Genomic DNA, 26,044 nt, shown 5'->3' with positions numbered 1-26,044 from the left:
AATCATCTCAAAAACAGGGCATACGTGAACAACTGTTACGTTTCGACCAAATACAACGATCCGCTCGAATAATAGGAGCCCGCGCTTCCCGAGTCTGGGTGCGTGCGGCTATCGTTTGTCGCTCAATCCATGCATCGCACGCAAGCAACGATTCTGCCCATGACGGCAGTGCGTAGCAGTGCTATCTGGACACGGGGTGAACAACAATGGCCAGCCTGTTTGATGATGCGAAGCGGTACGTGTCGAACCTGAGAGATGTATCGGGGCGTCAGACGTATTTCCTCGACGTGCCCGGCGCCGATACCGCGGCCGCGCTGTCGGTCGTGTCGGTTTTCGCGACTGAGCGGATGGGCGCACCCACCGACGTGCGCGTCGTGCTCACGCATCCGCTGCAGCTCGCGCGCACCGAGTACCTGAATCGCGACGCGGCTTGCACGATCGTCCCCGACGACGGCGTGCCCCGCCGGTTCATCGCGCGAATCCTCGCGCAATGCGCGGGTCACTCACGACGCTACAGTCACCTGACATCGGGGCTCAGCGAGGCTGACTGGCAACGTATCGCTACGGATCTGTCCTCGCCGTCCGTCTGATTCAATTACCCCATCGCGTACCCATGACTCTTCCACCCTGTCCGTACTGTGAAAAAGAAGGCTTGCCGATCCTGCTGACGCGCTACGGCATCGCACCGGAGAAGCCGTTCATGGCCCGGCCCGGAAAGCCGCCTGTCACCCGGCCCGCACCGAAGGCGGTGTCTTCCGTCGGCGACCCGACGCCCGCCATTGCGCTGGGCAAAAGCACCGAGGCGCATTACACCGTTCGAAGTTTGCGAGGCGGCTATGTGTACGTCTACTACGAGGTCAGCAAATCGTGGGAGGCCTACGCGGTCGATAAGGAGGGGCGGCTGGCGCAGGTGCCGGTAGAGAGTTACATGCCCCCGGAGGCAAGGCCTTTCCATCAAGGCTGCGTACAGAACATGCAGAAGGTGGCGAGCGCCTCGCTGATCACCATTCGCGACCCGAAGACTGCCGGAAAGGTGTGGTTCGGCTTTTCCGACGCATGGTGGACGCCTGCGGTTCGCAAGGACAACGAGTCTGAAGGGGTTCGCCGGCTGCATATGCGGTGCGTCGATGTTCAGCGCTGGTACAACGACGGTCAGCCCGCGAAGGCGCCCCCGCATGCCAGTGCCGTCGCCAACGTCGATGCGGTCGTTGCCGATTACGCGATGTCCGACGAGGATAGCCGGCGTCTGTTTTTCTGGAGTCCGTTTCCGGCCCTGAAGCAGCGTTCGCTCCAGTTGCCCCGCGCGACCATTCTGAAGGCTGAATCGCAGCGATTGCTGAAGGACAAGGGGCTGATCGTCGTGCTGGACGATCCCGTTGCCATCCTGCAGGAAATTTCGGCGTATATCGACAAGCGCTGGTCCAGCTTCGTTTCGCAAAACGATGCTGAAGATCCGGTACATCCCGATCAGACCTGGCATCGCAAGTCCGCGCTCAGTTCGTCCCTGGAGGCGCTCAGGCTGCATGTCGAGCGGGAAGCGGAGGCCAGTGTCTATGGCGAAGCAAGACAGGCGCGTCGAAACGTCGAATGGATCGACGGCGGCGATGGCAAGCGCGTGTACAACACGGGGCTGCTTGTGCCGAAGTACCGGAAGGCGGCTCAACCGATCCTCGATGAGAAGGTGACGCAGGCCCAGCTGGAGGCGGCTCGGGCCGAGCGCTGGGGGGCGTATGAGAAGCTGTTCGATCGTACGCAGCGGGAAGCCTTCGAAGCGCGCTTTGAAAAGGCGTCCGCGCTGCACGATGCGGCGTACACCACGCCGCTGGCCATCGCGCATGCCGCATGGCTTCGCAGCGCAAAGCTGCGCGCCGTTCTCGACCATCATTTCGACATGGGCGATATCAACAGCGGTGCTGCCTTCGCGGGCATGACGTTGTCGTGCATCCGCGGGACGGGCGGGTTGGGCGCTTGCATGAACGTTTATAGCGATTGGTTCGACGAATCGATCGAGAAAAGTCCGCTCTGGCGAGCGTTGAATCTGAATCATCGACCGCTGCTGCAAGCGGTGGACGAAGTGTCCAGCGGTTCCGGCGAGCCGTTCGGCAATCCGGATGACTGGATCAACTTGTTCGTCGTCTATTCGGCTGCCGCCAGCAAGATCAGGGAACTCGGCGCGGCCATTGGTGCGCTCGGCGTGAAACGCAACGCGGTCATGAGTTCCGATGTGTTGCCCGCGCTGCTGCAGGAGCTGGGGGTGCTGCCAACGAACATCCTGCGCACAGGCGGAAAGTCGGGGACGGCCCTGCGCGCGACGCTCGGCATGCGCAGTGGCCATTCGATTCGCGTGGTGGAGGTGGCGGCGACGCGACGCGATCTGTACCAGACCATCCTCGACGTGATCCTCAAGTCGCAAGCGGGGCGGGGCATCTCGCTGGGGCACTTGCAGTACTCGCTTGCCGATCAGCTGCGCACGTTCGAGATCGAAGGCGTGCCGCTGGACGAGAAGGTGCGGTTCTGGAGCCTGGTATTCGATGAAGAATCGCAAGCCAGTCTGGCGCATGGTCGCGTCACGCCCGCGCAGCGTGGCGATGCGCTGGGCAAGACGGTCAAGGTGATCGGCGTCGAGAAGTTCGCGGAAGGTACGGTCGGCAAGGTCATCGAATCGGCTGCGCATCCGGGGGTGCTGGCGGGCGTCGGGCTGACGCTGGCGATGGTGGGGCTCACGCAGGCGGCGAGTGCGGATGCGTCGATGAAGCATCTTCGGAGGCGGGCGACGTTGAAGATTGCCGCGCTGTATAGCGCGGGGGCGGGGAGCTTGCTCGATCTGGTGCGGGTGGGCGCGCGGGCGGTGGCGGGGAGACGAGTTCCGATGCTCAGTCCGTGGCTGGGCGCGCGATTGGGGCAGAAGGGGTTTCTGATCTGGGAAGGATTGGGTGGGGTGGCGGGTGGGGTTGGGACGATCATTCTAGGGGTGATCGATATCGAAAATTTTCGCGAAGCTATTCGGCGTAAGCAAGGAGGTATGGCGATTTTATATAGCATAAATGCCGTATCTGAAGTTTTCGTGGGATTCTATTCTGGCGCGGCGGGCATTAATCTTGTGTTTAGATTGGGATGGATTTTTTCTGAATTTAATCCAATCGTCTTCGGGCTTGCGGTGGTAATTATTGCTACAAGTATTGTTATTGAGATTGAGAAGGATCCGCCATCGATGGATTGGGTGCGTCAATCTTTATGGGGGGAGGAGAACAATTACCGAGATGGGCGCGAGGAAATGGAAAATTTCTACAAGGCATTGAACGGATGAAAAACTGGATGGCTTGGTTGCTTGTGCGCAGCAACGGACTTGTTATGTCGGGTCGATATTTGCGCGAACCGGTGTGGACGCCGAGCGAGCAGTTCAATCAGTCATTGCTTGAGAAAAGGCGCCGAACCAAAGTTGAGCCTTGCACGCTCGGCAGTGTTATAGCATTCAATGAAAATTATATGGACGTGGTTGACTGGGCTTACCAAAAAGTCGGGACGCTTGAAATTTTTTGGGTGTTTGGGATGCTTTTTATCCCTTGGGGTGCAGCATCGGGAACCTGGATTTTTATATCAGATCCGTGGCCGGATGATATATATATGAATGGCCTTTTTGCGATAATATTTATGAACGTATTATCTATGCCATTTTTTTTATGGTTCGCTCGAATCCTTTACAACACCTTCACCGGTTGCACTCACTATCCCGTTCGCCTGGACCGAAAGAACCAGATGGTCCACGTTTTCCGTCACAACGGGGAAGACGGCGTGAGCAGCTACCGCTGGCGCGACATTACGTTCGGGATGATCGGTGGCGGAGCCTTGCAGCGCAGTTTCGTCAAAGGGGTAATGGCCGGATATGTACGACGTCCTGACGGAAGCTACGACTACTTCCGGCTGGGCGTGATGTGGCCGACGGAAGAGGGCATGCGCGGACAATGGGAATACTTCCGACGCTACATGGAAGAAGGTCCCGATTCATTGCCCGAGCCGGAAATCCTGCTGCCGATCGAAAACAAGCGGGAATCGTTCCGCATGGGCGCGCAACTGTGCTGGTTCATGGCCGGCCCGATGCTCGGTCCGGCGATTTTCCTCGCGCCGCTCACCGTACCCGGCAGCCTGCTGCGCTGGTTCATCATGCACGTCACGCGCCGCCTGCCGCGCTGGCCGCAGCACATCGTGGATCTCTGCCCGATTTCTGCCGACGACAAATACGCACACAAGCCGCCCAAGTCGCTGGACGTGTCGCTGGACTTGGCGTTCTTTGTGACCGCCGGGGTGCTCGCACTCGACGCCACATTGATTTGGTGGTTCGTCGATTGGCTGTCGCAGCCGGGCTATCACTGATAGGGGCGAACGGATGAAATCCTGGATGGCATGGCTGCTGGCACGGGACAACGGCGACCCACTCTGGCGAGCGCTGAACCTGAATCATCGACCGCTGCTGCAGGCGGTGGACGAGGTGTCCAGCGGTTCCGGCGAGCCGTTCAGCAATCCGGATGACTGGATCAACCTGTTCGTCGTCTATTCGGCTGCCGCCAGCAAGATCAGGGAACTCGGCGCGGCCATTGGTGCGCTCGGCGTGAAACGCAACACGGTCATGAGTTCCGATGTGTTGCCCGCGCTGCTGCAGGAACTGGGGGTGCTGCCAACGAACATCCCGCGCAAAGGCGGAAAGTCGGGGACGGCCCTGCGCGCGACGCTTGGCATGCGCAGCGGGCAGCCCATTCGCGTGGTGGAGGTGGCGGCGACGCGCCGCGATCTGTACCAGACCATCCTCGAGGTGATTCTCAAGTCGCAAGCGGGGCGGGGTATTTCGCTGGGGCATTTGCAGTACTCGCTTGCCGATCAGCTGCGCACGTTCGAGATCGAAGGCGTGCCGCTGGACGAGAAGGTGCGGTTCTGGAGCCTGGTATTCGACGAGGAAGCGCAAACCAGTCTGGCGAATGGTCGTGTCACGCCCGCGCAGCGTGGCGATGCGCTGGGCAAGACGGTCAAGGTGATCGGCGTCGAGAAGTTCGCGGAAGGTACGGTCGGCAAGGTCATCGAATCGGCTGCGCATCCGGGGGTGCTGGCGGGCGTCGGGCTGACGCTGGCGATGGTGGGGCTCACGCAGGCGGCGAGTGCGGATGCGTCGATGAAACATCTTCGGAGGCGGGCGACGTTGAAGATCGCGGCGCTGTATAGCGCGGGGGCGGGGAGCTTGCTCGATCTGGTGCGGGTGGGCGCGCGGGCGGTGGCAGGGAGACGGGTTCCGATGCTCAGTCCGTGGCTGGGCGCGCGATTGGGGCAGAAGGGGTTTTTGATTTGGGAAGGATTGGGTGGGGTGGCGGGTGGGGTTGGGACGATCATTCTGGGGGTGATTGATTTTGAAAACTCTCGCGAAGCTAGCCGGCGCGGACAAGATGGCATGGCGATTTTATACCGCATAAATTCCATATCTGAAATTGCATTGGGACTATATTCGATTGCGGCAGTTCTTGGTCTCGTCTTTAGATTGGGGTGGGGGTTCGTCGGATTTAATCCGATTGTTGTTGGGATTGCGGCGATCATTCTTGTTGTTGGCGTCATCATTGAGATTGAAAAGGATCCGCCGACGATGGATTGGGTGCGCCAATGCCTCTGGGGAAAGGAAAATAACTACAGAGACGCGGCTGAGGAAATGGACAACTTTAATAAGGCGTTGAACGGATGAAGCCCTGGATAGCTTGGCTATTGGTGCGGAACAACGGCATCGTGATGTCGGGCCGATATTTGCGCGAGCCGGCATGGACGCCGAGCGAGCAATTCAATCAATCCATGCTTGGGAAAGAGCGACGTACTTCTGTCGAGCCGTGTACGCTTGGAAGTGCTATTGCGTTTAATGAAAGCTACATGGATGTGGTTGATTGGGCATATCAAAAATTGGGACCAATTGAAATAGTTTGGGCCTTTGGGATGCTATTTCTTCCTTGCAGCGCAGCTTGGGACACGTGGATTTTTGTGACCGGTCCTTGGTCGGGCGATCTATATATGAAATTTCTTCTGGTAATAATCACGAATGTGTTATCTATGCCATTTCTTCTATGGTTCGTCCGCATTCTGTATAACACCTTCACCGGTTGCACGCACTATCCCGTTCGCCTGGACCGAAAGAATCAGATGGTCCACGTTTTCCGCCATAACGGGGAGGGTGGGGTAAGCAGCTACCGCTGGCGCGACATTACGTTCGGGATGATCGGTGGCGGGGCCTTGCAACGCAGCTTCGTCCAAGGGGTAATGGCCGGATACGTCCGGTGTCCTGACGGCAGCTACGACTACTTCCGACTGGGCGTGATGTGGCCCACGGAAGAGGGCATGCGCGGGCAATGGGAATACTTCCGACGCTACATGGAAGAAGGCCCCGACTCATTGCCCGAGCCGGAAATCCTGCTGCCGATCGAAAACAAGCGGGAATCGTTCCGCATGGGCGCGCAACTGTGCTGGTTCCTGGCCGGCCCGATGCTCGGTCCGGCGATCTTCCTTGCACCGCTCACGGTGCCCGGCAGCCTGCTGCGCTGGTTCATCATGCACGTCACGCGCCGCCTGCCGCGCTGGCCGCAGCACATCGTGGATCTCTGCCCGATTTCTGCCGACGACAAATACGCACACAAGCCGCCCAAGTCGCTGGACGTGTCGCTGGACCTGGCGTTCTTCGTGACCGCCGGTGTGCTCGCGCTCGATGCCGTGCTGATTTGGTGGTTCGTCGATTGGCTGTCGCAGCCGGGCTATCACTGATTTGTTTGCAGGGCGTGCGGATTGCCGTTCGTCCAGCGAATGACTTTATCGAAAAAGCTTCGCGCAGGCGATGCCGCGTTCGGTGTGCGTGCAGGCTGGTCGATCCCTTATGCGGGCGGCGGTGCGTCGTTCGAGGCGCTGTACCTGTTCCGGATCGACGGCAACACGTTGCGCGTCGTATTCGCGCAGCCGATGATGTTCTATCGGAACATTGCCGGCGACTGGCATCCTGACGGCACGCGCGATCACGACATCACGGACGGCAGCAACGCGCTGAACGTGCTGCCGACATCAACGGACGGTTTCCGCGACTTGCAATTGCGCCAGCGCGGCGGCAAGTGGCGTCAGACGTTTCGCTGGTCGGCGCGCGACGGCGAGTATCTGCCGCGCTGAAGCGACGGCGACTGGCGCGGACCATGAACCGGCCGGTCGGTCCCGGGCGCCGACATCCTCCAGCCGCGCCCCGATTGGACTATATTGATCCGTTACCGCACCGCGATCACTCTCAATCCGGGGACCACCATGGATTCGAATCCCGCTTCATCGGAACCCCTCCTGCAGCGCGAAGCCCGCGACGGCGTCGTCACGCTGCGCCTGAACCGTCCACAGCAGTTCAACGCGTTATCCGAGGCGATGCTCGCGAGCCTGCACGACGCGTTCGATACGCTCGCTGCCGATCCGCACGTGCGCTGCGTCGTGCTGGCCGCCGAAGGCAAGGCGTTCTGCGCGGGCCACGACCTGCGGCAGATGCGCGGCACGCCCGAGCTCGATTACTACCGCACGCTGTTCGCGCAGTGCAGCCGCGTGATGCTCGCGATGCGCGCGTTGCCGGTGCCGGTGATCGCACGCGTGCACGGCATCGCGACGGCGGCCGGTTGCCAGCTCGTCGCCGCGTGCGATCTGGCGATCGCGGCCGATACCGCGCGCTTCGCGGTATCGGGTATCAACGTCGGACTGTTCTGTTCGACGCCGGCCGTGGCGTTGAGCCGCAACGTCACGCCGAAGCGCGCGTTCGACATGCTCGTGACCGGGCGTTTCGTCGATGCGGCGACGGCCGCCGCGTGGGGGCTCGTCAACGAGGCCGTGCCCGAGGACGCGCTCGACGCGGCCGTCGCACGCAAGGTCGCCGAGATCGTTGCAAAAAGCCCGGCCGCGGTGCGCTACGGCAAGCAGATGTTCTATCGCCAGCGCGAGTTGCCGCTCGACGAAGCCTATGCGTATGCGGGCGACGTGATGGCGCGCAACATGATGGAAGAGGATGCGGGCGAAGGGATCGACGCGTTCCTGGAGAGGCGGCCGCCGCGCTGGCGGACCTGACGCGCGGCGACGCCGCGCGCCGGATTTACCGCCCGTAGCTGCCGGTGCGCAGCGGCTCGTCCTGCGCTGCCGACGTGCCGGACGTGCCCAGCGGCTCGACCACGACCGGCACGCGGCGCGCGAGCGCGCACATCAGCTCGTAGCCGATCGTGCCGCTGGCTTCCGCCACGTCATCCACCTTCACCTGGTCGCCCCACAGCTCGACGCTCGACCCGATGCCCGCGTTCGGGCACGGCGTCAGGTCGACGGTCAGCATGTCCATCGACACGCGGCCGACGACGCGCGTCATCACGCCGTCCACCGCGATCGGCGTGCCGGTCGGCGCGTGGCGCGGATAGCCGTCCGCATAACCGCACGCGACGACACCGATCCGCATCGGCCGGTCGGCCGTAAAGCGGCGGCCGTAGCCGACGGTTTCTTCCGGCGCGAGCGTCTGCACGCCGATGATCTTGCTCGTCAGCGTCATCGCGGGCATCAGCGGCGTATCGGCGATATCCCGCGACGCACCCGTCGGCGACGCACCGTACAGGATCGTGCCGGGCCGCACCCAGTCGCGGTGCGCGTGCGGATGCCACAGCACGGCCGCCGAGTTCGACGTCGAGCGCTCGCCGGGGATCCCCGCCGTGGCCGCATCGAACTGGTCGAGCTGCCAGTCGGCCTGGCCTTCGTCGGCGTTCGCGAAATGCATCATCAGCGTGATCTTGCCGATCGACGGCGCGCCGGCCGCGCGCTCCCACGCGGCGCGGAAAACGTCGGGCCGGTAGCCGAGGCGGTTCATCCCGGAGTTCATCTTGAGCTGGATGTCGATCGGCTGCCGCGGCTTTGCCGATATCAGCAGGTCGAGCTGTTCGTCGCAGTGCACGGACACCGTCAGCCGATGACGGTCGGCCAGCTCGACGTCGGCCGGCTCGAAGATCCCTTCGAGCAGCAGCACGGGCTTGTCCCAGCCGAGTTCGCGCACGCGCACGGCTTCGTCGAGGTCGAGCAGCGCGATGCCGTCGGCGGCGGCGAGGCCCGGGTAGATCCGCTCGATGCCGTGGCCGTATGCGTCGGCCTTGACGACGGCCCACACGCGCGATTGCGCGGCGGTGCGGCGGATGAAGTCGAGGTTGTGGCGGATGGCGTCGGGGCGGATATGGGCGACGATGGGACGGGGCATGGCGTGGGCTCGGATCGATGGTCGGTCGGTCTGGCGCGGATCGGCGCCAGGCCAGCAATGAGCGCTATGTTATTGGGGATTGACCAGTTTGAATTAATGTTTTTGTCGGCAATTTGGTGGAAATTCCGGTTCGGCATGACCGGCCGAGCGCCCCGTCTAGAAAACCGGTGCGCGAACGGCACGACGCGGTGCTAAGCTCTCGGCGATCTTGTCATTGATCAATGTAATCATAAAGGAGGAGACTTTTGATGACGACGTCCCAGCTGTGCCTGTTCATCGTGGCGCTGTTGCCGTTTCCGATGACGTTTCTCGCGAAGGCTCGCAAGGGCTACGACAACCGCGCGCCGCGCGATTACCTGGCGAAGCTCGAAGGCTGGCGCGCGCGGGCGCAGGCCGCGCACCAGAACGCATGGGAGGCGCTCGCGCTGTTCACAGCCGGTCTCGTCATCGCGTGGCAATCCGGCGCGAACGTGCATCGCGTCGACCAGCTCGCGATGGCGTTCGTCGCGATCCGCGTCGTCTACTCGCTGCTGTACCTGCTGAACTGGGCCGCGTTGCGCTCGCTGACGTGGTTTGCCGGCATGGCCTGCGTCGTCGGGCTGTTCTTCGCCGGGCCGTGACCGCACGCCGTCCGGGCGACCGGACGGCCGTTCGCAACGATCGTTTCATCACGCCGCCGTGCCTTCGGGCACGGCGGCGTTTTCATTTGCGCGCCGTTTCGTCTGAGCGAAGCGCGGCGACGCCCCCGCGCCGATGCCCGGGTTTTTCTCGATGCAATCGCCTGTTGCGCATTTTTTTGTTGTCGTAGTATCGCGATTGACAACACTTGTTGCACTAAGGTCTAATTCGACATCGCATGTTGCGGTGCGGCTTGATGTCGTCGTTCTACCCGGCTGGGGTGCCGGGCCCATCGCCAATCAATGCGGAGAAATGCCATGAGTCGCCGTTCCTTCCTGAAAGCCGTCGCGGTCGTTGCCGCGCTCGGCGCAAGCCTCGCGCACGCGGATACCAGGACGCTCGTCGTCGGCACCGACACGTCGTTCATGCCGTTCGAGTTCAAGCAGGGCGACAAGTACGTCGGCTTCGATCTCGACCTGTGGGCGGAGATCGCGAAGGATCAGGGCTGGAAATACACGATCCAGCCGATGGATTTCGCGGGCCTGATCCCGGCGCTGCAGACGCAGAACATCGACGTCGCGCTGTCGGGCATGACGATCAAGGAGGAGCGCAAGAAGGCGATCGACTTCTCCGCGCCGTACTACGACAGCGGCCTGGCTGCGATGGTGCAGGCCGGCAACACGACGATCAAGTCGATCGACGACCTGAACGGCAAGGTGATCGCCGCGAAGACGGGCACCGCGACGATCGACTGGATCAAGGCGCACCTGAAGCCGAAGGAGATCCGCCAGTTCCCGAACATCGACCAGGCCTACCTCGCGCTCGAAGCCGGCCGGGTCGACGCGGCGATGCACGACACGCCGAACGTGCTGTTCTTCGTGAACAACGAAGGCAAGGGCAAGGTGAAGGTCGCGGGCCAGCCGGTCAGCGGCGACAAGTACGGGATGGGTTTCCCGAAGGGCAGCCCGCTCGTGCCGAAGGTCAACGCGTCGCTCGTGAAGATCAAGGCCGACGGCCGCTACGCGCAGATCTACAAGAAGTGGTTCGGTGCCGAGCCGCCGAAGCTGTGAGCGTGACGCGGCAACCGCGCGCGGCCGGGCGGCCGCGCCGGTCTTGAATCGAACGGGGAGCGACAAGTGAATTTCGATTGGTCGGCGATCTGGGCGGCGTTGCCGGACCTGATGGACGGGGTCCGGTTGACGGTGTTCATCGCATTTTTCGGGCTGGTGGGCGGCTTCATCGTCGGGATGATCGCGGGCATGTTCCGCGCATACGGACCGAAGGCGATGAACGTGCTCGCGCAGGTCTATATAGAGTTGATTCGCGGCACGCCGATCGTCGTGCAGGTGATGTTCCTGTACTTCGCGCTGCCGTTGCTCGCGCATATCCGCATCGACGGCCTGACGGCCGCGATCATCGCGATCACGGTGAATTCCGGCGCGTATCTCGCGGAAGTGGTGCGCGGCGCGTTGCTGTCGATCCCGAAGGGGCTGACGGAGGCGGGGCTCGCGATGGGGTTGTCGATGCCGCGCGTGCTGCTGAAGGTGGTCGGGCCGCTCGCGTTCCGGCGGCTGATTCCGCCGCTCGGCAACCAGTGCATCGTGAGCCTGAAGGACACGTCGCTGTTCATCGTGATCGGCGTAGGCGAACTGACGCGCAAGGGGCAGGAAATCATCGCGGGCAATTTCCAGGCGGTCGAGATCTGGAGCGCCGTGGCCGTCATCTACCTGCTGCTGACCGGCGCGATGACGCTGACGCTGCGGCTCGTCGAAAAGAGGATGAAAATCCTTTGACGTCGTCGCCTTCCTAACGAGAGGCGATTCCCACCACTGGCGATGCACGTCCGCATCGGAGAATGTTCAACGCAGCGTTGGTATCTCGATCATGCTCGGCACCACAGTCACTGCAGGCCCACTCTCTTATTCGCAGTCCCGCGATACCTTTCGGCCGCGTCGTGCTGTCTTTCGACCCGCACGCCGAACAGGACTGGGTCGAACCGCTTTCGTCGACTTCCTCGAACGTCGCTCCGTGCGCGATCGCTTTGTAACGGAGCTTGTTTCGGAAGGACGACCAGGATGCGTCGTAGACGCTCTTCGCCATCCTGGTTCTGGCGAGTTTCGCGGCCGACACGTTGCCGACCGCGATGTAATCGAAACGCCGCACCAGATCGAGCGCGAGCTTGTGCTGGAAGTCGGCACGGGCATTCGCGACCTTGGCGTGCAGCTTCGCGATATGCCGCTTGTGCTTGCGCGCCCGTTGCGCTTTCGCCAGCTTTTCGGCCGCGCGTCGACCGAACCGGTCGTTGGGCAGCTTCTCGCCGGTCGAAAGTGTGGCGAAGTCTTTCAGGCCGAGATCGATGCCGACACCGGAACGGATAGGTCGGGCCGGAACATCCGGCATCTCGATCACGATGTTGAGAAACCAGTTGCCGCGCGCATCCTGCGCGAAGTTGGTTCCATCCTTGATCTTGCCTTCGGGAAGCGGCCGGCTGTTGAACACGCGAAACGTGTTGCCGGCGAAACGGAACGCGTCACCCTCGCGCTTCAGGTCACGGCCCTTCAGCGGCACCCAACCCAGCGATTTCCTGCCGCGATAGCGCAGGTAGGGCCGACGGTGCTGGCTGCGCGACTTCGCATATTGCTCGCACGTCGCGTTGATCGTGCCGGAGTGGATGCCGAGTTCCTTGCTGCTGCCGGTCGTCAGCACGTTCAGGTCGAATCCCGTCGGCCACTTCTTGCCCCACTTGAGCGCGTGCTTCTGCGTGTCATTGCAGAAGTTCCAGACGTAGTTCACCGCGCGGCTCTGCCTGTTGAGCAGTCCGTTGAGCGACTTCACCCGGTAGCGGTAGACAAGAATCATGCCGGTGATCCTAACCCGTGGAAGAAGCTGCCTGTCAACCGCATTCCTTTCCTCTCCGTCCTGAATGGCGGGGTTTCTCGGAGCATCTTATGAGCATGATCGAATTCCAGAACGTGTCGAAGAGCTTCGGTCACGTGCCGGTGCTGAAGCACATCGACCTGAAGATCGACGCGGGCGAGGTGGTCGTCGTGATCGGCCCGTCGGGGTCGGGCAAGTCGACGATGCTGCGCTGTATCAACGCGCTCGAGAAGATCACCGGCGGCGAGCTGCTCGTCGACGGCCAGAGCGTGCGCGGCAACGCGACGACGATCCGCAACATCCGGCTCGAAGCCGGCATGGTGTTCCAGCAGTTCAACCTGTTTCCGCAAATGACCGCGCTCGAGAACGTGATGTTCGGGCCGATCCAGGTGCGCGGCGCGTCACGTGCCGACGCACGCGACCAGGCGATGGCGCTGCTCGACAAGGTCGGCCTCGAATCGCGCGCGAATCATTACCCGTCGGAGCTGTCGGGCGGCCAGCAGCAGCGTGTCGCGATCGCGCGCGCACTCGCGATCCGGCCGCGGCTGATGCTGTTCGACGAGCCGACGTCGGCGCTCGATCCGGAATTGCGCCACGAAGTGCTGAAAGTGATGCAGGATCTCGCTAACGAAGGGATGACGATGATCGTCGTCACGCACGAGATCGGCTTCGCGAAACGGGTCGGCACGCGCCTGCTGTTCATGGATCAGGGTGGCATTGCCGAGGACGGCCATCCGGTCGACCTGATCGACCGGCCGCCGACGCCGCGCCTGAAGGAATTCCTGAAACACGTGTCCTGAGCACGACCCTGACGTCCGACATGCCGCTTTCCCTTTCCCCCGTCATCGCCGGCGCGCCGTTCGACATCGGCGTGCGCCTCGGCGAGCTTGCCCGCCCCGTGTTCGACGCCTACATGCAGCAGAGCAGCGCGTGGCAGGCCGTGCGCCGCTGGCGCGGCCACCCGTTCGTCGATGCGCTGCGGCAGGCGGCGCTGGCCGCGTACCCCGATCTCGTCGCGGAACTGGACGGGATCGCGGCGGGTGTCGGCTGGCCGGCCGAGGACATCTTCCTGTGGAACTGCCGCGGCGAGCTGATCCACAACGCGCCGGACGGCTGCACGACGCTTGCCGCGCGCGACGCGGCCGGCACGCGCTGGATCGCGCACAACGAGGACGGCGATCCGTTCCTGCGCGAACGCTGCCTGCTCGTCGACGTGCAGCCCGAGGGCAAGCCGGGCTTCGTCAGTTTCTACTACCCGGGCTCGCTGCCGGGGCACACCTTCGCCGCGAACCGGGCCGGCATCGTGCAGGCGATCAACAACCTGCGGATCAAGACGCCCGCGCCGGGCGTGCCGCGCATGATCCTGGCGCGCGCCGTGCTCGATGCGGCGTCGCTCGACGCGGCCGCCGACGTGCTGCGCGCGAACGCGCGCGCAAGCGGCTTTCACCATACGCTCGGCGCGACCGGCGACACGCGGCTGCTGGGCATCGAGGCGAGTGCCGCGCGCTGCTCGGTCGTCGACGTGGCGACGCTGGCCGGGCACGCGAACCATCTCGTGCATCCGGGCTGCGAAGCAGAGGCGCAGATCGTCACGCAATCGTCGGCCGATCGTCAGCGGCGGGTCGATGCGTTGACGCCCGGTATCGACGCGATCGACGAAGCCGCGCTGCTGCGCGTGCTCGGCGATCGTGCACCGGAAGGGTTGCCGATCTACCGTGACGATCCTGCGGACCCCGACGACGAAAATACGCTGGCCACGGCCGTGTTCGCGATCGACGCAGCGGGCATCGACGTCACCATTCACCAACAAGGCACGCAGCGTTTCGCGACGCGCATCGTGCCGTCCGGACGCGCGCACGACGCATCCTGATCCATGAGGCAACGCATGACGACCGTTTTCCATCGCGCTCCGCGCGCCACCTTGCCCGTCGCCGTCGCAGGCGACGGCATCGAGATCATCGACTCGACCGGCAAACGCTATATCGACGCGTGCGGCGGCGCGGCCGTTTCGTGTCTCGGCCACAGCAACCAGCGCGTGATCGACGCGATCAAGCGGCAGGCACAGCAACTGGCCTACGCACACACGTCGTTCTTCACGACCGACGTGGCCGAGGAACTCGCCGACCGGCTCGTCGAAGCCGCGCCGGCCGGCCTCGAACACGTGTATTTCGTGTCGGGCGGCTCCGAGGCGGTCGAGGCCGCGCTGAAGCTCGCGCGCCAGTATTTCGTCGAGAAGGGCGAGCCGCAGCGCCGCCATTTCATCGCGCGCCGCCAGAGCTATCACGGCAACACGCTCGGCGCGCTCGCGATCGGCGGGAATGCGTGGCGGCGCGAACCGTTCCTGCCGCTGCTGATCGAGGCGCACCACGTGAGCCCGTGCTACGCATATCGCGAGCAGCGCGCGGACGAAACCGAAGAGGCGTTCGCGCAGCGTCTTGCCGACGAGCTCGAGCAGAAGATCGTCGAACTCGGCGCGGACAACGTCGCGGCGTTCGTCGCGGAGACGGTGGTGGGCGCAACGGCCGGCGCGGTGCCGCCGGTGCGCACGTACCTGAAGAAGATTCGCGCGGTGTGCGACAAGTACGGCGTGCTGCTGATCCTCGACGAGATCATGTCGGGGATGGGGCGTACGGGCTACCTGTACGCGTGCGAAGAAGACGGCGTCGCGCCCGATCTGCTGACGATCGCGAAAGGGCTCGGCGCGGGCTACCAGCCGATCGGCGCGACGCTGGTGAGCGACCGCATCTACCGGACGATCGTCGACGGCTCGGGTTTCTTCCAGCACGGCCACACCTACCTCGGCCATGCGACGGCGTGCGCGGCCGCGCTCGAGGTGCAGCGCGTGATTGCCGAAGAGAAGCTGCTCGACAACGTGAAGGCGCGCGGCGAACAACTGCGTGCGTTGTTGCGCGAGCGTTATGCGCAGCATCCTTATGTCGGCGACGTGCGCGGCCGCGGGCTGTTCGTCGGCGTCGAGCTCGTGCGCGATCGCGACACCAAGGCGACGTTCGATCCGGCGCTGAAGCTGCATGCGGCAGTCAAGCGCGAAGCGATGCAGCGCGGGTTGATGGTGTATCCGATGGGCGGGACGATCGACGGACGCCAGGGCGACCATGTGCTGCTCGCGCCGCCTTTCATCTGCACCGCGCAGCAGATCGACACGATCGTCGAGCGGCTGTCGGGCGCGATCGACGCCGCGGTGGCGGCGGTCGGCGCATGACAAATTCAGTGAACGGAAACCTGATGACTTCGAGACTTCCCCCATTCGACCCCGCATCCGCGACCGATGCGCAGAAGGCCGTGCTGGCCGACATCCTCAGCGGCCCGCGCGGCAACCTGAACGGGCCGTTTCTCGGCTGGATCGCGAGCCCCGAACTGGCCCAGCACGCGCAGAAGCTCGGCGCGTTCTGCCGCTATCGCACGGGCCTGCCGCTGCGGTTGTCGGAACTCGCGATTCTCGTGACGGCCGCGCGCTGGCGCTCGCAGGCCGAGTGGCATATCCACCATCCGATCGCGCTCGAAGCGGGGGTGCCGGCCGCGACGGCCGACGCGATCCGGCGCGGCGTCGCGCCCGCCTTCGAATCGGACGACGATGCGCTGATTCATGCATTCGCGAGCGAGTTGTACGACACGCGGCGCGTGAGCGACGCGACGTTCACGCGCGCGGAGGAGCGTTTCGGCCACGAGGTGGTCGTCAACCTCGTCGCGCTGCTCGGCTACTACGCGCTCGTCGCGATGACGCTGAACACGTTCGGCATGCGCGCGGACGGGCAGACCGAATTGCCGTTTCCGGAGTGAGCGGCGCCTGCGCGATATCCGGCACCGACCCCATGGAGCGTGGGGTCGGCATCGATGCAACCAAATGTATTCGTCGGATATGACGCGCCGGCGGTCGTTTATCATCGATCGTTCACTTCGATTGGACGACCGGTGAGCGAAGCATGACGAATACCCGTAGGAAAGTGATGATCGCCGGGGGGCTGCTGGTGGTCGCGACGAGCGTGTCGTACCTGATGCTCCTCAGGGCGGACCACCGTGCGATAGCGGAAGCCGGCTTCGGCGAGGCTGCGCCGGCCGCGCCAGCGCAAGTTGCCCCGTCCCGAGCGGACGACGATCACGCGGTGCAGGGCAGCATCGGGCAACCGGCGTCCGCCGCCGCAACCGCGACGCATGCCGACGCGGCGCCGCAACAGCCGCCGGTCACCGTGAGCGCGGTGCCGCCGCCACCACCCGTGAGCGCCGTGCCGCCGCCACCGCCGGCACCCGTGAGCCTTCTGCAGAAGCCGCCGCCTGCGCAACCACCCGAGCAGCCGCCTGCGCGCGTGAGCGCGACGCTCGTACCGGGGCAGGCAGTTCCGAGCGTCAGTGAGAAACCGCAGCCGCCGGTCCAGCCGAGCGAGCCGCCGTCCGCCGCTGTCGCGTCGGTCGATGCGCAGAAGTCGGCGGCTTCGCCCGCAAATCCGGCGCAACACGCGTCGCGTCAGCGCGACGGCCTGACGCGTCACGCCATGACGAATCCCGCCAGGACTTCCGAAACGCCGGAGACGGCCGCGCTCGTCCGGGAATCGGCGAAGCTCGACCCGTCGTTGCCGCCGCCGCAACTTCCGGCGGGTGCGGGCGCAGGCACGGATCGGCACGGCTCGTCCACGGGTTCGAACGCCGTCGCCGCCGCGATGACCGAGCGGCTCGTCAGGGAATCGAGCAGTTTCAAGCCGTCATCCCCCCCGCCAAAGGACAATCCGGTCGCACCCCAGTGATCCGGGCGGCGTGCGCAGAGGCGCGCCGGTTCCGCCAATCCGGGCAGCACAAAAAAAGGGCCCCGCACGCCGACCAAAGCATGCGGGGCCAAGAGAGACAACCTTGGGTATGACGGGTATTACGTGGCGACTGCCTCCTCGACGGCCGGCTTCGCGTCGACGGCCGTGACGTCCTGCCGGATCAGGTGGTCGAACGCGCCGAGCGATGCCTTCGCGCCTTCACCCACCGCGATCACGATCTGCTTGAACGGTACCGTCGTCACGTCGCCGGCCGCGAACACGCCCGGCACCGACGTCGCGCCGCGCGCATCGACGACGATCTCGCCGTGCTTCGACAGTTCGACCGTGCCTTTCAGCCATTCGGTGTTCGGCACGAGGCCGATCTGCACGAACACGCCTTCGAGATCGATGCGCTGCGTGTCGCCCGAGCGCAGATCCTTGTAGACGAGGCCGTTCAGCTTGCTGCCGTCGCCGGTCAGCTCGGTCGTCTGCGCCTGCGTGACGATCGTGACGTTCGGCAGGCTGCGCAGCTTGCGCTGCAGCACTTCGTCCGCGCGCAGTTGCGCACCGTATTCGATCAGCGTGACGGCCTTCACGATGCCGGCGAGGTCGATCGCGGCCTCGACGCCCGAATTGCCGCCGCCAACGACGGCGACGCGCTTGCCCTTGAACAGCGGGCCGTCGCAGTGCGGGCAGTAGGCGACACCCCGGTTGCGGTATTCGCGCTCGCCCGGCACGTTGATTTCGCGCCAGCGCGCGCCGGTCGCGAGCACGATCGTCTTTGCCTTCAGCACCGCGCCGTTCGCGAGGCGGATCTGGTGCACGTCGCCCGGAATCAGCGCATCGGCACGCTGCACGTCCATGATGTCGACGTCGTACTGCTTCACGTGCTGTTCGAGCGCGGTCGCGAACTTCGGCCCTTCGGTTTCCTGCACCGACACGAAGTTTTCGATCGCCATCGTGTCGAGCACCTGGCCGCCGAAACGCTCGGCGACGACGCCCGTCGCGATGCCCTTGCGTGCCGAGTAGATGGCGGCCGCCGCGCCTGCCGGGCCGCCGCCGACGATCAGCGTATCGAACACCGGCTTGTTCTCGAGCGACTTCGCCGCACGTGCGCTGGCGCCCGTATCGAGTTTCGCGAGGATTTCCTTCACGCTGCTGCGGCCCTGGCCGAACGAGGCGCCGTTCAGGAACATCGTCGGCACGGCCATGATCTGGCGCGACTCGACTTCATCCTGGAACAGCGCGCCGTCGATCGCGACGTGGCGGATGCGCGGGTTGATCAGCGACATCACGTTCAGCGCCTGCACGACTTCCGGGCAGTTCTGGCACGAGAGCGAGAAATACGTTTCGAACGCGTAGTCGCCGTCGAGCGCGCGGATCTGTTCGACCACGTCGTCGTCGAGCTTGATCGGGTGGCCGCCCGTCTGCAGCAGCGCGAGCACGAGCGACGTGAATTCGTGGCCCATCGGGATGCCGGCGAAGCGGATGCCGGCCGGCTTGCCCGGCTCGCCGATCGAGAACGACGGCTTGCGCTCGGCGTCGTCGCGGCGTTCGGTCACGGTCACGCGATCCGTCAGCGACGCAATCTCGTTCAGCAGCGCCAGCAGTTCCTGCGATTTCGCGCCGTCGTCGAGCGAAGCGACGAGTTCGATCGGGCGCGTGATCTTTTCGAGGTACGCTTTCAGTTGGTTCTTGAGATTGGCGTCGAGCATGGCGTTTCGGATTCCGTATTGATGATTCTGGTCGGGCACGTCGTGCCGGAGGAGGGCGCGGGCCGCGTGCAGCGGCGGCCCGACTTCGTGTGTCTCGCGCGCCTCGTGCGAGGCGCGCGGCGCGATCGTCAGATCTTGCCGATCAGGTCGAGCGACGGGGTCAGCGTTTCCGCGCCCGGCGTCCACTTGGCCGGGCACACTTCACCCGGGTGCGCCGCGATGTATTGCGCAGCCTGCACCTTGCGCAGCAGTTCGCCTGCGTCGCGGCCGATGCCGTTGTCGTGGATTTCGCACAGCTTGATCTCGCCTTCCGGGTTGATCACGAACGTGCCGCGCAGTGCCATCCCTTCTTCCTCGATCAGCACGTCGAAATTGCGCGACAGCGTGAGCGTCGGGTCGCCGATCATCGGGTACTTGATCTTGCCGATCGTGTCCGACGTGTCGTGCCATGCCTTGTGCGTGAAGTGCGTGTCGGTCGACACGCCGTAGATTTCGACACCCAGCTTCTGGAATTCCGCGTAACGGTCGGCGAGGTCGCCCAGCTCGGTCGGGCAGACGAACGTGAAGTCGGCCGGGTAGAACACGACGACCGACCACTTGCCCTTGAAGTTCTCTTCCGAGACGGGCACGAAGTCGCCGTTGTGGTAAGCGGTTGCCTTGAACGGCTTGATTTGGGTGTTGATGATCGGCATCTGGTTTTCCTTGCTCGTTGCGGTGTTGAATTAACGAGTCGCCAGTATCCGGGTTCACCCTGAGTCTGTGAAATTGCTTGTTTCAATCCCCGGGATCGTGAATTCCTATCTGCGCGCGCCGGTTCGCGCAGGAGAGGCGAAGGGCGCGGCGGATTGTCGTATTCAGCGCGTCGGCGCGTCGCCGTAGAACTGCTCGATCAGCTCCTCGAGCAGGTAGCGGTGGTGCGCCGACAGCGTCTCGATCTTCGACGCCAGCTCGATCGTCTCGCGCGTCGGCGGATAGCGCTCGTCGCGCGGCAGCGGCGGCGGCGTCATGCACGACGCGGCGCTCGGCGGCGGGCCGTAGCGCAGCCAGTGCAGGTCGACGCGCAGCCATGTTGCGAGCGTGCGTAGTTTATCCGGCGTCGGGATCGTGCGCCCGGTCAGCCATTTGTGCACGGTCTGCGTCGACACCGGATGCGCGCCATGGTGACGGAGATTGAAGTGCCGCGCCAGATCCGTCGCGCCCGCGACTTTATGCGGGCCGCGTTGCAATGCGAATTTCAGGCGTTCGCTGAACGCCGCTTTTTCTTCGGGTGTCGGCATGGCGCGATTGTGCATTTCGGCCGACACGCGCCGGGCAACCGGTCGGGTGAGATGTATCCCGCCGGCGTCGCCGCGCACGATGATGCGCGAACCAACCGGCCCGTGCCGCCTCGCCCGGGCCATCCGACGGATTTCAACCGGCGGGCGCATTTGAGACATTGAACGGGCGGGCAGTGCTGCCGCCTCGACCGAACGCGCGGCCCGACGCGCATCGTCCTGAAGCCCGTTCGACCTGAACGGATCCGCGCATTGTGCGCAACGTCCGACTTCTCTCTGCGATATGAACCACGTTCCCGGACGCGTCGCCCGTGTTCTGCTGGCATGGACCCGCGACGCGATGCATTCCTGTTGGCCCGCCCGCATGCCTGCGGGCGGGTTGCTCGGCGCGCTCGTCGTCGCGCTGTTGGCCGGCCCGGCGCACTCGCACGATGCGCGGGCATCGGCGCCGGTCGCGGCGGCACCTCCGGCCGCAACGCCGGCCGGACTCGTGCAGATGCCCGACGGCAGGCTGCTCGCGCCGGAATTCGCGCGCATCGTCACGCGGGGCGAACTCGTCGTCGCGGTGCTCGGCGTCGACCAGCCGCCGTTCTTCGAGTCGCGCAACGGGGAATTGGCCGGGGTCGACATCGACCTCGCGAACGAGATCGCGAAAAAGCTCGGCGTGGCGGTGCGTTTCAACCGCGAGGCCGCCACGTTCGACGGCGTCGTGCAACTGCTCGCGACGGGGCGGGCCGATCTCGCCGTCAGCAAGCTGTCGCGCACGTTGCCGCGCGCGCAGGTCATCCGCTTCAGCACGCCGTACGTGAGCCTGAAGCGTGCGCTGCTGCTCAATCGCGTCCGGTTCGCCGAGCTTGCGAGGGGGCGCCCCGTGCCGGAGGTCGTGCGCGACTATGACGGCACGATCGGCATCGTGGCGGGCTCGGCCTACGCGGACTACGTGCAGACCGACTTTCCGAAAGCGCAGATCCGCACCTACTCGAGCTGGAGCGCGGTGCTGGATGCGCTGAACGCCGGCGCCGTGTCGGCGACCTATCGCGACGAGCTCGCCATCAAGCGCGTGATGAAAGAAGAGCCGACTGCGCCGATCCGCCTGCGCGTGGCGACGCTCGCCGATCTCAACGATTCGCTCGCGATCGGCGTGCGCGTCTCCGATCCGACGCTGCTGGCTTTCGTCAATCAGTTCCTGGCGGACCGCGGCAGACGGTTCGACGTGAAGGCGCTGCTCAATGCGACGAGTCGATGACATGGACATCAAAAAAAATGAAAACGACAACCCGTTCCCAATGGCTTCATGCTTTCGCCGTCAATCCGTGGACCGTGTTCGGCAGCCTCGCGCTCGGCGTGCTGGCCGGCATGCTGCTGCCGGAGGCCGCGCCGAAATTTGCGTTCGTCGGGGACATTTACGTCGGCCTGCTGAAGATGACGGCGCTGCCGTTCATGGTGGCGGCGGTGATCTTCAGCCTGCAGCGGCTGATGGGCGACGGCAGCGCGGTGGATCTCGTCGGGCGCGTGATGGTGATGTTCGTCGGCGTGTCGGTGTTCGTCGTCGTCGTCGGGGCGGTCGTGCTGCTCGCGATGCGGCCGGGCGAGCACCTGTCGAACGACACGCTCAGGGCCTTCGGCGCGATGGTCGGCAGCGACGGTGCGGCGAGCGACACCGTGATGAGCCTGTACGGCGCCGATCCGTCGGAGAAGGCCTCCGGCTTCGCCGACATGCTGATCGCGCTCGTGCCGGGCAACTTCTTCGCCGCGCTGGCGAACGGCGATACGCTGAAAGCGCTCGTCTTCTCGCTGTTCTTCGGCTTCGCGGCCGGGCGGCTCCCCGCGAGCGCGTCGACGGCGCTCGCCCAATCGCTGGAGACGGTCTACTTCACGTGCCAGAAGCTCATGCACTGGCTCGCCTATCCGACGCCGGTCGTGCTGTTCTGCATGGGCGCCGCGCACATCGGCACGTCCGGCATCGGGCCGCTCGAAGCGATGATCCGCTTCGTCGCGGCATTCCTTGTCGTGTCGGCGGTGCTGATCGGGGCGGCGATCGTCGTGATCTGGAAGCGCTCGGGGCGCACGCTGGCCGCGACGCTCGCCGAGCTGCGCATCCCGTTCGCGCTCGCGCTCGCCACCCGCAGCAGCATGGCCTGCATGCCGGGGATGATCCAGTGTCTCGTCGACGGGTTCGGCTTTGCCCGCGCGCGCGTCGAGCTGCTCGTGCCGTTGACCGTATCGCTGCTGCGCGTCGGCCCGATGGTCTATTACGCCAGCGCGACGCTGTTCATCGCGCAGCTCTACGAGCGTCCGCTCGATGCGGGCGAGCTCGGGCTGGTGCTGCTCGCGTCGGTGCTCGCCGGTTTTGCGTCGGCGGGCACGTCGGGCCTCGTGACCGTGTCGCTGGCGGGCATGACATGCGCCTATCTTCATTTGCCGTTCGAGGCCGCGTTCGTGCTGTTCGCCGCGGTCGATCCGGTTTGCGAGATGCTGCGGACCCTGTTGCTGGTGATCGGCAATTCGGCCGTCGTCTCGTTCATTTGTTCGCGGCCGTCGCGAAGCTGAGGAGGCGTGGACATGGCACTCATCGGCGTTCTCGGCGGAATGGGGCCGCTCGCCACGGTCGACTTCATGCAGCGCGTGATGCAGCTGACGCGTGCGCGCTGCGATCAGGAGCATCTGTCGATGATCGTCGCGAACCTGACGCATACGCCCGATCGCTCGCGCGCGATCGTCGCCGGCGGCGTCGACCCGTTGCCGGCGCTGCTCGACGGCATCGACCTGCTGAACCGGTGCGGCGCCGGCGTGATCGTGATCCCGTGCAATTCGGCGCACCACTGGTATGCGCAGATGGCCGAACGGAGCGCGGCGCCGATCCTGCATATCGTCGACGCGTCGGTGGCCGCGGTGCCGGCAGGCGTGCGGCGGGTGGCGGTACTCGCGACGGGCGGCGCGCTCGTGTCGGGGTTCTACCAGGCGTCGCTGCGCTCGCGCGGCATCGAGCCGGTGATGCCGGCCGCGGCCGCCCAGCGCGACATCGCCGCCTGCATCGAGGCCGTCAAGGCAACGCGGATCGAAGCCGCCGCCGGGCATCTTTCGCGGGCGCTGGCGACGCTCGAGCGGCGCAAGGTTTCCGTCGCGGTGATGGGCTGCACGGAGATTCCGATCGCGGCGCGCGCGTTGCGCAACGCGAGGGTCATGCTCATCGACAGCACGCAGGAACTGGCGCGCGCCACGGTCGCCTATGCGGTCGAACGAGGCTGGGGCAGGGCGATGTAGACGGCGATGCCAAGGGCGCTTGGCATCACGCCGCCGCCATTTGCCTCAACCACGCCGCCAGCCGCCGCGCCCCGTCCGGCATGTCGGCGTCCTCACGCGTGCACAGGTAGTAATCGCGCCCGTCGTCGAGTGCGTGATCGAACAGTTTCACGAGCTCGCCGTTCGCCAGTTCGCGCTCGACCAGCGGCGCGCGCAGCAATGCCGCGCCGAGATCCGCACGCGCGGCGCTCAGCGTCAACTGGCCGTCCTCGAACATCGGCCCCACCGCGTGCGACACATGCCGCACGCCGGCGCCCTGCAGCCAGTTGACCCACGTGCTGCGATCCTCGTCGTGCACGAGCGGCGCGCGCGCGAGATCGGCCGGCGTGCGGAACGGCCCGTGGCGCTTCAGGAACGACGGGCTGCACATCGGCACCATCGCGCCCGGCAGCAGCCGCTCGCAGCGGTAGCCGGGCCAGTCGCCGGTGCCGAATCGGATCGACAGGTCCGACGCATCGCTGCGGTAGTTGCGGTGGTGCGCGTACAGCACCGTGACGTCGACGTCCGTGTTGTCGGCCAGGAACGCATGCAGCCGCGGAATGAACCAGCCGATGCCGAGCAGCGGGATCAGGCTCACGGTGATCTGCCGCAGCGACGAACGGTCGCGCACGAAGCGCGTCGCGCTGCGCAGCACCGAGAATGCGGCGCTGATCGAGCGGTAGTAGTCGCGGCCTTCGTCGGTGAGCGCGAGCAGCCGGCCCTCGCGTACCGTCAGCGGCGTCTGGATGAACGCTTCGAGCAGCTGCAGCTGGTGGCTGACCGCCGACGGTGTGATGTCGAGCTCGCCCGCGGCCGCGGTAACCGACCCGAGGCGCGCGAAGGCTTCGAACGCACGCACCGCGCGCAGCGGCGGATCGTGAGGTAATTGTTCGATATTTTTCATGTATCGAATTTTATCGAAAAGTCGGGATAAGCGGCAATCTGAAAATAGCTTGTATTTACAGGGTGTTGCGCTATTGTGTCGGGAATGGCATAAGCATCCAACAATTGAATATTTAGGGTGTGGAAACCGATTCTTTAATATTTTTCATGTTTTGTTCGATTCTTCCGGTTCCCACATGAAAATCTCCTTCGTTCCCGCCAGCCTCGCGTGGTCCGCGGCTGCCCTGATCGCTTCCACGCCCGCCGTCGCGCAATCCGCGCCGCAGACGGTCCTGATCGGTCTCGCCGCGCCGCTCACCGGCCCGTCCGCGCGGATCGGCAAGGACCTGCAGAACGGCGCGCAACTCGCGATCGACGATGCGAACGCGAAGCATCCGACCATCGGCGGCAAGCCGGTCGTCTACAAGCTCGTCGCGGCCGACGATCAATCCGATCCGCGCACGGCCGTCGCGGTCGCGCAGCAGCTCGTCGACCAGCACGTGATCGGCGTCGTCGGCCACTGGAATACGGGCTGCAGCGTGCCGGCGTCGCGCGTCTACCGCGATGCGGGCATCCCGCAGATCGCACCGGCATCCACCGGCCATCAATATACGCAGCAGGGTTACGCGACGGCCTTCCGCATCATGGGTCACGACGATGCGGGCGGCAATTTCACCGGTGCGTATGCGGTGAAGACGCTGAAGGCGAAGCGCATCGCGGTGATCGACGATCGCACGTCGTTCGGCGCGGGGCTCGCCGACCAGTTCATCAAGGGCGTGCAGGCGAACGGCGGCGCGATCGTCGATCGCCAGTACGTGAACGACAAGACGACCGATTTCAGCGGCGTGCTGACCGCGATCAAGGGCAAGCGCGCGGATCTCGTGTTCTTCGGCGGCCTCGATGCGCAGGCCGCGCCGATCGCGCGCCGGATGCGCCAGCTCGGCGTGAACGCGCCGCTGCTGGGCGCGGGGGGCTTCGTGAGCCAGACCTTCCTGTCGCTCGCGGGCAAGGACGGCGACGGCGTGACGGCGCTCGAACCGGGCCTGCCGCTCGACCGGATGCCGGGCGGCAGCGCGTTCGATGCGCAGTACCAGTCGCGCTACCACGCGCCGATCGAACTGCATGCGCCGTTCGCGTATGACGCGGCGGCCACGCTGATCGCGGCCGCGCAGAAGGCCGGCACGACTCAGCCGGCGAAGCTGGTCGCGGCGGTTCGTGCGGTCGACCGGCCCGGCGTGACGGGGCGGATCGCGTTCGACGGCGAAGGCAACCTGAAGGCCCCGGCCTTCACGATCTACCAGGTGCGCGGCGGCAAGTGGGCCGTCGTCGACGTGCTCGGCGGCTCGCGCACCGCGTCCAAATGACCTCATGGAGACCTCACCA

General features: G+C 64.8%; 24 protein-coding genes and 2 pseudogenes. 20 read left to right on the top strand and 6 right to left on the bottom strand.

Translation table 11 applies throughout. The annotated features are described in order from the left end of the window. Window positions 1-206: 206 nt before the first annotated feature. The 7 genes and pseudogenes from WT26_RS29470 to WT26_RS29440 form a co-directional block, all read left to right on the top strand. Window positions 207-470 (top strand): annotated as a pseudogene (locus WT26_RS29470) (type VI secretion system tip protein VgrG); the annotation flags it as partial. Between the two features lie 143 nt (window positions 471-613). Further along, complete coding sequence (locus tag WT26_RS29465) at window positions 614-3,307, top strand: T6SS effector BTH_I2691 family protein (RefSeq protein WP_231130490.1); 2,694 nt, start codon at window positions 614-616, stop codon at window positions 3,305-3,307. After that, entirely contained in the window at window positions 3,304-4,371 is a 1,068-nt protein-coding gene (locus tag WT26_RS38660; RefSeq protein ID WP_230461648.1) for a DUF6708 domain-containing protein, read from the top strand. The genes WT26_RS29465 and WT26_RS38660 overlap by 4 nt, the downstream gene beginning before the upstream one ends. Window positions 4,372-4,396: 25 nt before the next feature. Continuing rightward, complete coding sequence (locus WT26_RS29455; protein ID WP_196222168.1) at window positions 4,397-5,719, top strand: hypothetical protein; 1,323 nt, start codon at window positions 4,397-4,399, stop codon at window positions 5,717-5,719. Next, window positions 5,716-6,780, top strand: coding sequence for a DUF6708 domain-containing protein (locus WT26_RS38655; protein ID WP_230461647.1), 1,065 nt, complete (start codon window positions 5,716-5,718; stop codon window positions 6,778-6,780). Before WT26_RS29455 ends, WT26_RS38655 begins: the two co-directional genes overlap by 4 nt. 57 nt (window positions 6,781-6,837) lie before the next feature. Beyond that, a pseudogene (locus WT26_RS29445) lies at window positions 6,838-7,173 on the top strand (hypothetical protein); the annotation flags it as partial. Window positions 7,174-7,302: 129 nt separating this feature from the next. Continuing rightward, window positions 7,303-8,097, top strand: a complete 795-nt coding sequence (locus WT26_RS29440) for an enoyl-CoA hydratase (RefSeq protein WP_069274614.1) — start codon at window positions 7,303-7,305, stop codon at window positions 8,095-8,097. A gap of 25 nt (window positions 8,098-8,122) precedes the next feature. Here WT26_RS29440 and alr read toward each other — a convergent pair whose 3' ends face one another. Next, on the bottom strand, window positions 8,123-9,256 hold the full coding sequence (gene alr, locus WT26_RS29435; protein ID WP_069274613.1) for an alanine racemase: 1,134 nt from the start codon (window positions 9,254-9,256) through the stop codon (window positions 8,123-8,125). Between the two features lie 248 nt (window positions 9,257-9,504). Here alr and WT26_RS29430 point away from each other — a divergent pair, with 248 nt between their 5' ends. The 3 genes from WT26_RS29430 (at window position 9,505) to glnP (ending at window position 11,667) form a co-directional block, all read left to right on the top strand. Continuing rightward, complete coding sequence (locus WT26_RS29430) at window positions 9,505-9,876, top strand: MAPEG family protein (protein ID WP_069274612.1); 372 nt, start codon at window positions 9,505-9,507, stop codon at window positions 9,874-9,876. A gap of 315 nt (window positions 9,877-10,191) precedes the next feature. Continuing rightward, window positions 10,192-10,944 (top strand): glutamine ABC transporter substrate-binding protein GlnH, encoded by a 753-nt coding sequence (glnH, locus tag WT26_RS29425; RefSeq protein ID WP_059530110.1) that lies wholly within the window; start codon window positions 10,192-10,194, stop codon window positions 10,942-10,944. Between the two features lie 66 nt (window positions 10,945-11,010). Next, window positions 11,011-11,667 (top strand): glutamine ABC transporter permease GlnP, encoded by a 657-nt coding sequence (glnP, locus tag WT26_RS29420; RefSeq protein ID WP_069274611.1) that lies wholly within the window; start codon window positions 11,011-11,013, stop codon window positions 11,665-11,667. Between the two features lie 13 nt (window positions 11,668-11,680). Here glnP and WT26_RS29415 read toward each other — a convergent pair whose 3' ends face one another. Continuing rightward, on the bottom strand, window positions 11,681-12,733 hold the full coding sequence (locus WT26_RS29415) for an RNA-guided endonuclease InsQ/TnpB family protein (protein WP_069274610.1): 1,053 nt from the start codon (window positions 12,731-12,733) through the stop codon (window positions 11,681-11,683). An 89-nt stretch (window positions 12,734-12,822) separates the two neighbouring features. Between WT26_RS29415 and glnQ the strand changes: the two genes are divergently transcribed. The 5 genes from glnQ (at window position 12,823) to WT26_RS29390 (ending at window position 17,508) form a co-directional block, all read left to right on the top strand. Then, window positions 12,823-13,551, top strand: a complete 729-nt coding sequence (glnQ, locus tag WT26_RS29410) for a glutamine ABC transporter ATP-binding protein GlnQ (RefSeq protein WP_021160891.1) — start codon at window positions 12,823-12,825, stop codon at window positions 13,549-13,551. 20 nt (window positions 13,552-13,571) lie between these two features. Further along, window positions 13,572-14,621, top strand: a complete 1,050-nt coding sequence (locus tag WT26_RS29405; RefSeq protein WP_069274609.1) for a C45 family autoproteolytic acyltransferase/hydolase — start codon at window positions 13,572-13,574, stop codon at window positions 14,619-14,621. A gap of 15 nt (window positions 14,622-14,636) precedes the next feature. Further along, the gene (locus WT26_RS29400; RefSeq protein WP_069274608.1) at window positions 14,637-15,971 is read left to right on the top strand and encodes an aspartate aminotransferase family protein; all 1,335 of its coding nucleotides are present in this window, start codon (window positions 14,637-14,639) and stop codon (window positions 15,969-15,971) included. A 23-nt stretch (window positions 15,972-15,994) separates the two neighbouring features. Further along, window positions 15,995-16,549, top strand: coding sequence for a carboxymuconolactone decarboxylase family protein (locus tag WT26_RS29395; protein WP_069274607.1), 555 nt, complete (start codon window positions 15,995-15,997; stop codon window positions 16,547-16,549). Window positions 16,550-16,692: 143 nt separating this feature from the next. Then, complete coding sequence (locus WT26_RS29390) at window positions 16,693-17,508, top strand: hypothetical protein (RefSeq protein ID WP_069271389.1); 816 nt, start codon at window positions 16,693-16,695, stop codon at window positions 17,506-17,508. Window positions 17,509-17,627: 119 nt separating this feature from the next. Here WT26_RS29390 and ahpF read toward each other — a convergent pair whose 3' ends face one another. The 3 genes from ahpF to WT26_RS29375 form a co-directional block, all read right to left on the bottom strand. Then, on the bottom strand, window positions 17,628-19,223 hold the full coding sequence (ahpF, locus tag WT26_RS29385) for an alkyl hydroperoxide reductase subunit F (protein WP_069274606.1): 1,596 nt from the start codon (window positions 19,221-19,223) through the stop codon (window positions 17,628-17,630). Between the two features lie 128 nt (window positions 19,224-19,351). Then, complete coding sequence (gene ahpC, locus WT26_RS29380) at window positions 19,352-19,915, bottom strand: alkyl hydroperoxide reductase subunit C (protein WP_006488685.1); 564 nt, start codon at window positions 19,913-19,915, stop codon at window positions 19,352-19,354. 162 nt (window positions 19,916-20,077) lie between these two features. Next, entirely contained in the window at window positions 20,078-20,500 is a 423-nt protein-coding gene (locus WT26_RS29375; protein ID WP_042587623.1) for a transcriptional regulator, read from the bottom strand. Between WT26_RS29375 and WT26_RS38170 the strand changes: the two genes are divergently transcribed. From WT26_RS38170 to WT26_RS29360, 4 genes are all read left to right on the top strand, one after another. Beyond that, window positions 20,381-20,662, top strand: a complete 282-nt coding sequence (locus tag WT26_RS38170) for a hypothetical protein (protein ID WP_176728755.1) — start codon at window positions 20,381-20,383, stop codon at window positions 20,660-20,662. The genes WT26_RS29375 and WT26_RS38170 overlap by 120 nt on opposite strands. 175 nt (window positions 20,663-20,837) lie before the next feature. Beyond that, window positions 20,838-21,743 carry an ABC transporter substrate-binding protein gene (locus tag WT26_RS29370; protein ID WP_418220330.1) on the top strand — a complete coding sequence of 302 codons (906 nt, stop codon included), beginning with the start codon at window positions 20,838-20,840 and terminating at the stop codon, window positions 21,741-21,743. Between the two features lie 17 nt (window positions 21,744-21,760). Continuing rightward, complete coding sequence (locus WT26_RS29365; protein ID WP_069271386.1) at window positions 21,761-23,047, top strand: dicarboxylate/amino acid:cation symporter; 1,287 nt, start codon at window positions 21,761-21,763, stop codon at window positions 23,045-23,047. A gap of 12 nt (window positions 23,048-23,059) precedes the next feature. Continuing rightward, entirely contained in the window at window positions 23,060-23,761 is a 702-nt protein-coding gene (locus tag WT26_RS29360; RefSeq protein WP_059854853.1) for an aspartate/glutamate racemase family protein, read from the top strand. Window positions 23,762-23,786: 25 nt separating this feature from the next. Here WT26_RS29360 and WT26_RS29355 read toward each other — a convergent pair whose 3' ends face one another. Beyond that, window positions 23,787-24,683 carry a LysR substrate-binding domain-containing protein gene (locus WT26_RS29355; RefSeq protein ID WP_069274605.1) on the bottom strand — a complete coding sequence of 299 codons (897 nt, stop codon included), beginning with the start codon at window positions 24,681-24,683 and terminating at the stop codon, window positions 23,787-23,789. A 175-nt stretch (window positions 24,684-24,858) separates the two neighbouring features. On the opposite strand from WT26_RS29355, the gene WT26_RS29350 reads away from it, so the two are divergent. Then, entirely contained in the window at window positions 24,859-26,025 is a 1,167-nt protein-coding gene (locus WT26_RS29350; protein ID WP_069274604.1) for a branched-chain amino acid ABC transporter substrate-binding protein, read from the top strand. Window positions 26,026-26,044 lie beyond the last annotated feature (19 nt).

This window comes from Burkholderia cepacia (genome assembly GCF_001718835.1).
Classification (GTDB): domain Bacteria; phylum Pseudomonadota; class Gammaproteobacteria; order Burkholderiales; family Burkholderiaceae; genus Burkholderia; species Burkholderia cepacia_F.
The sequence above is the reverse complement of the archived record's forward strand: the minus strand, read 5'-3'. Positions and strand labels throughout refer to the sequence as shown.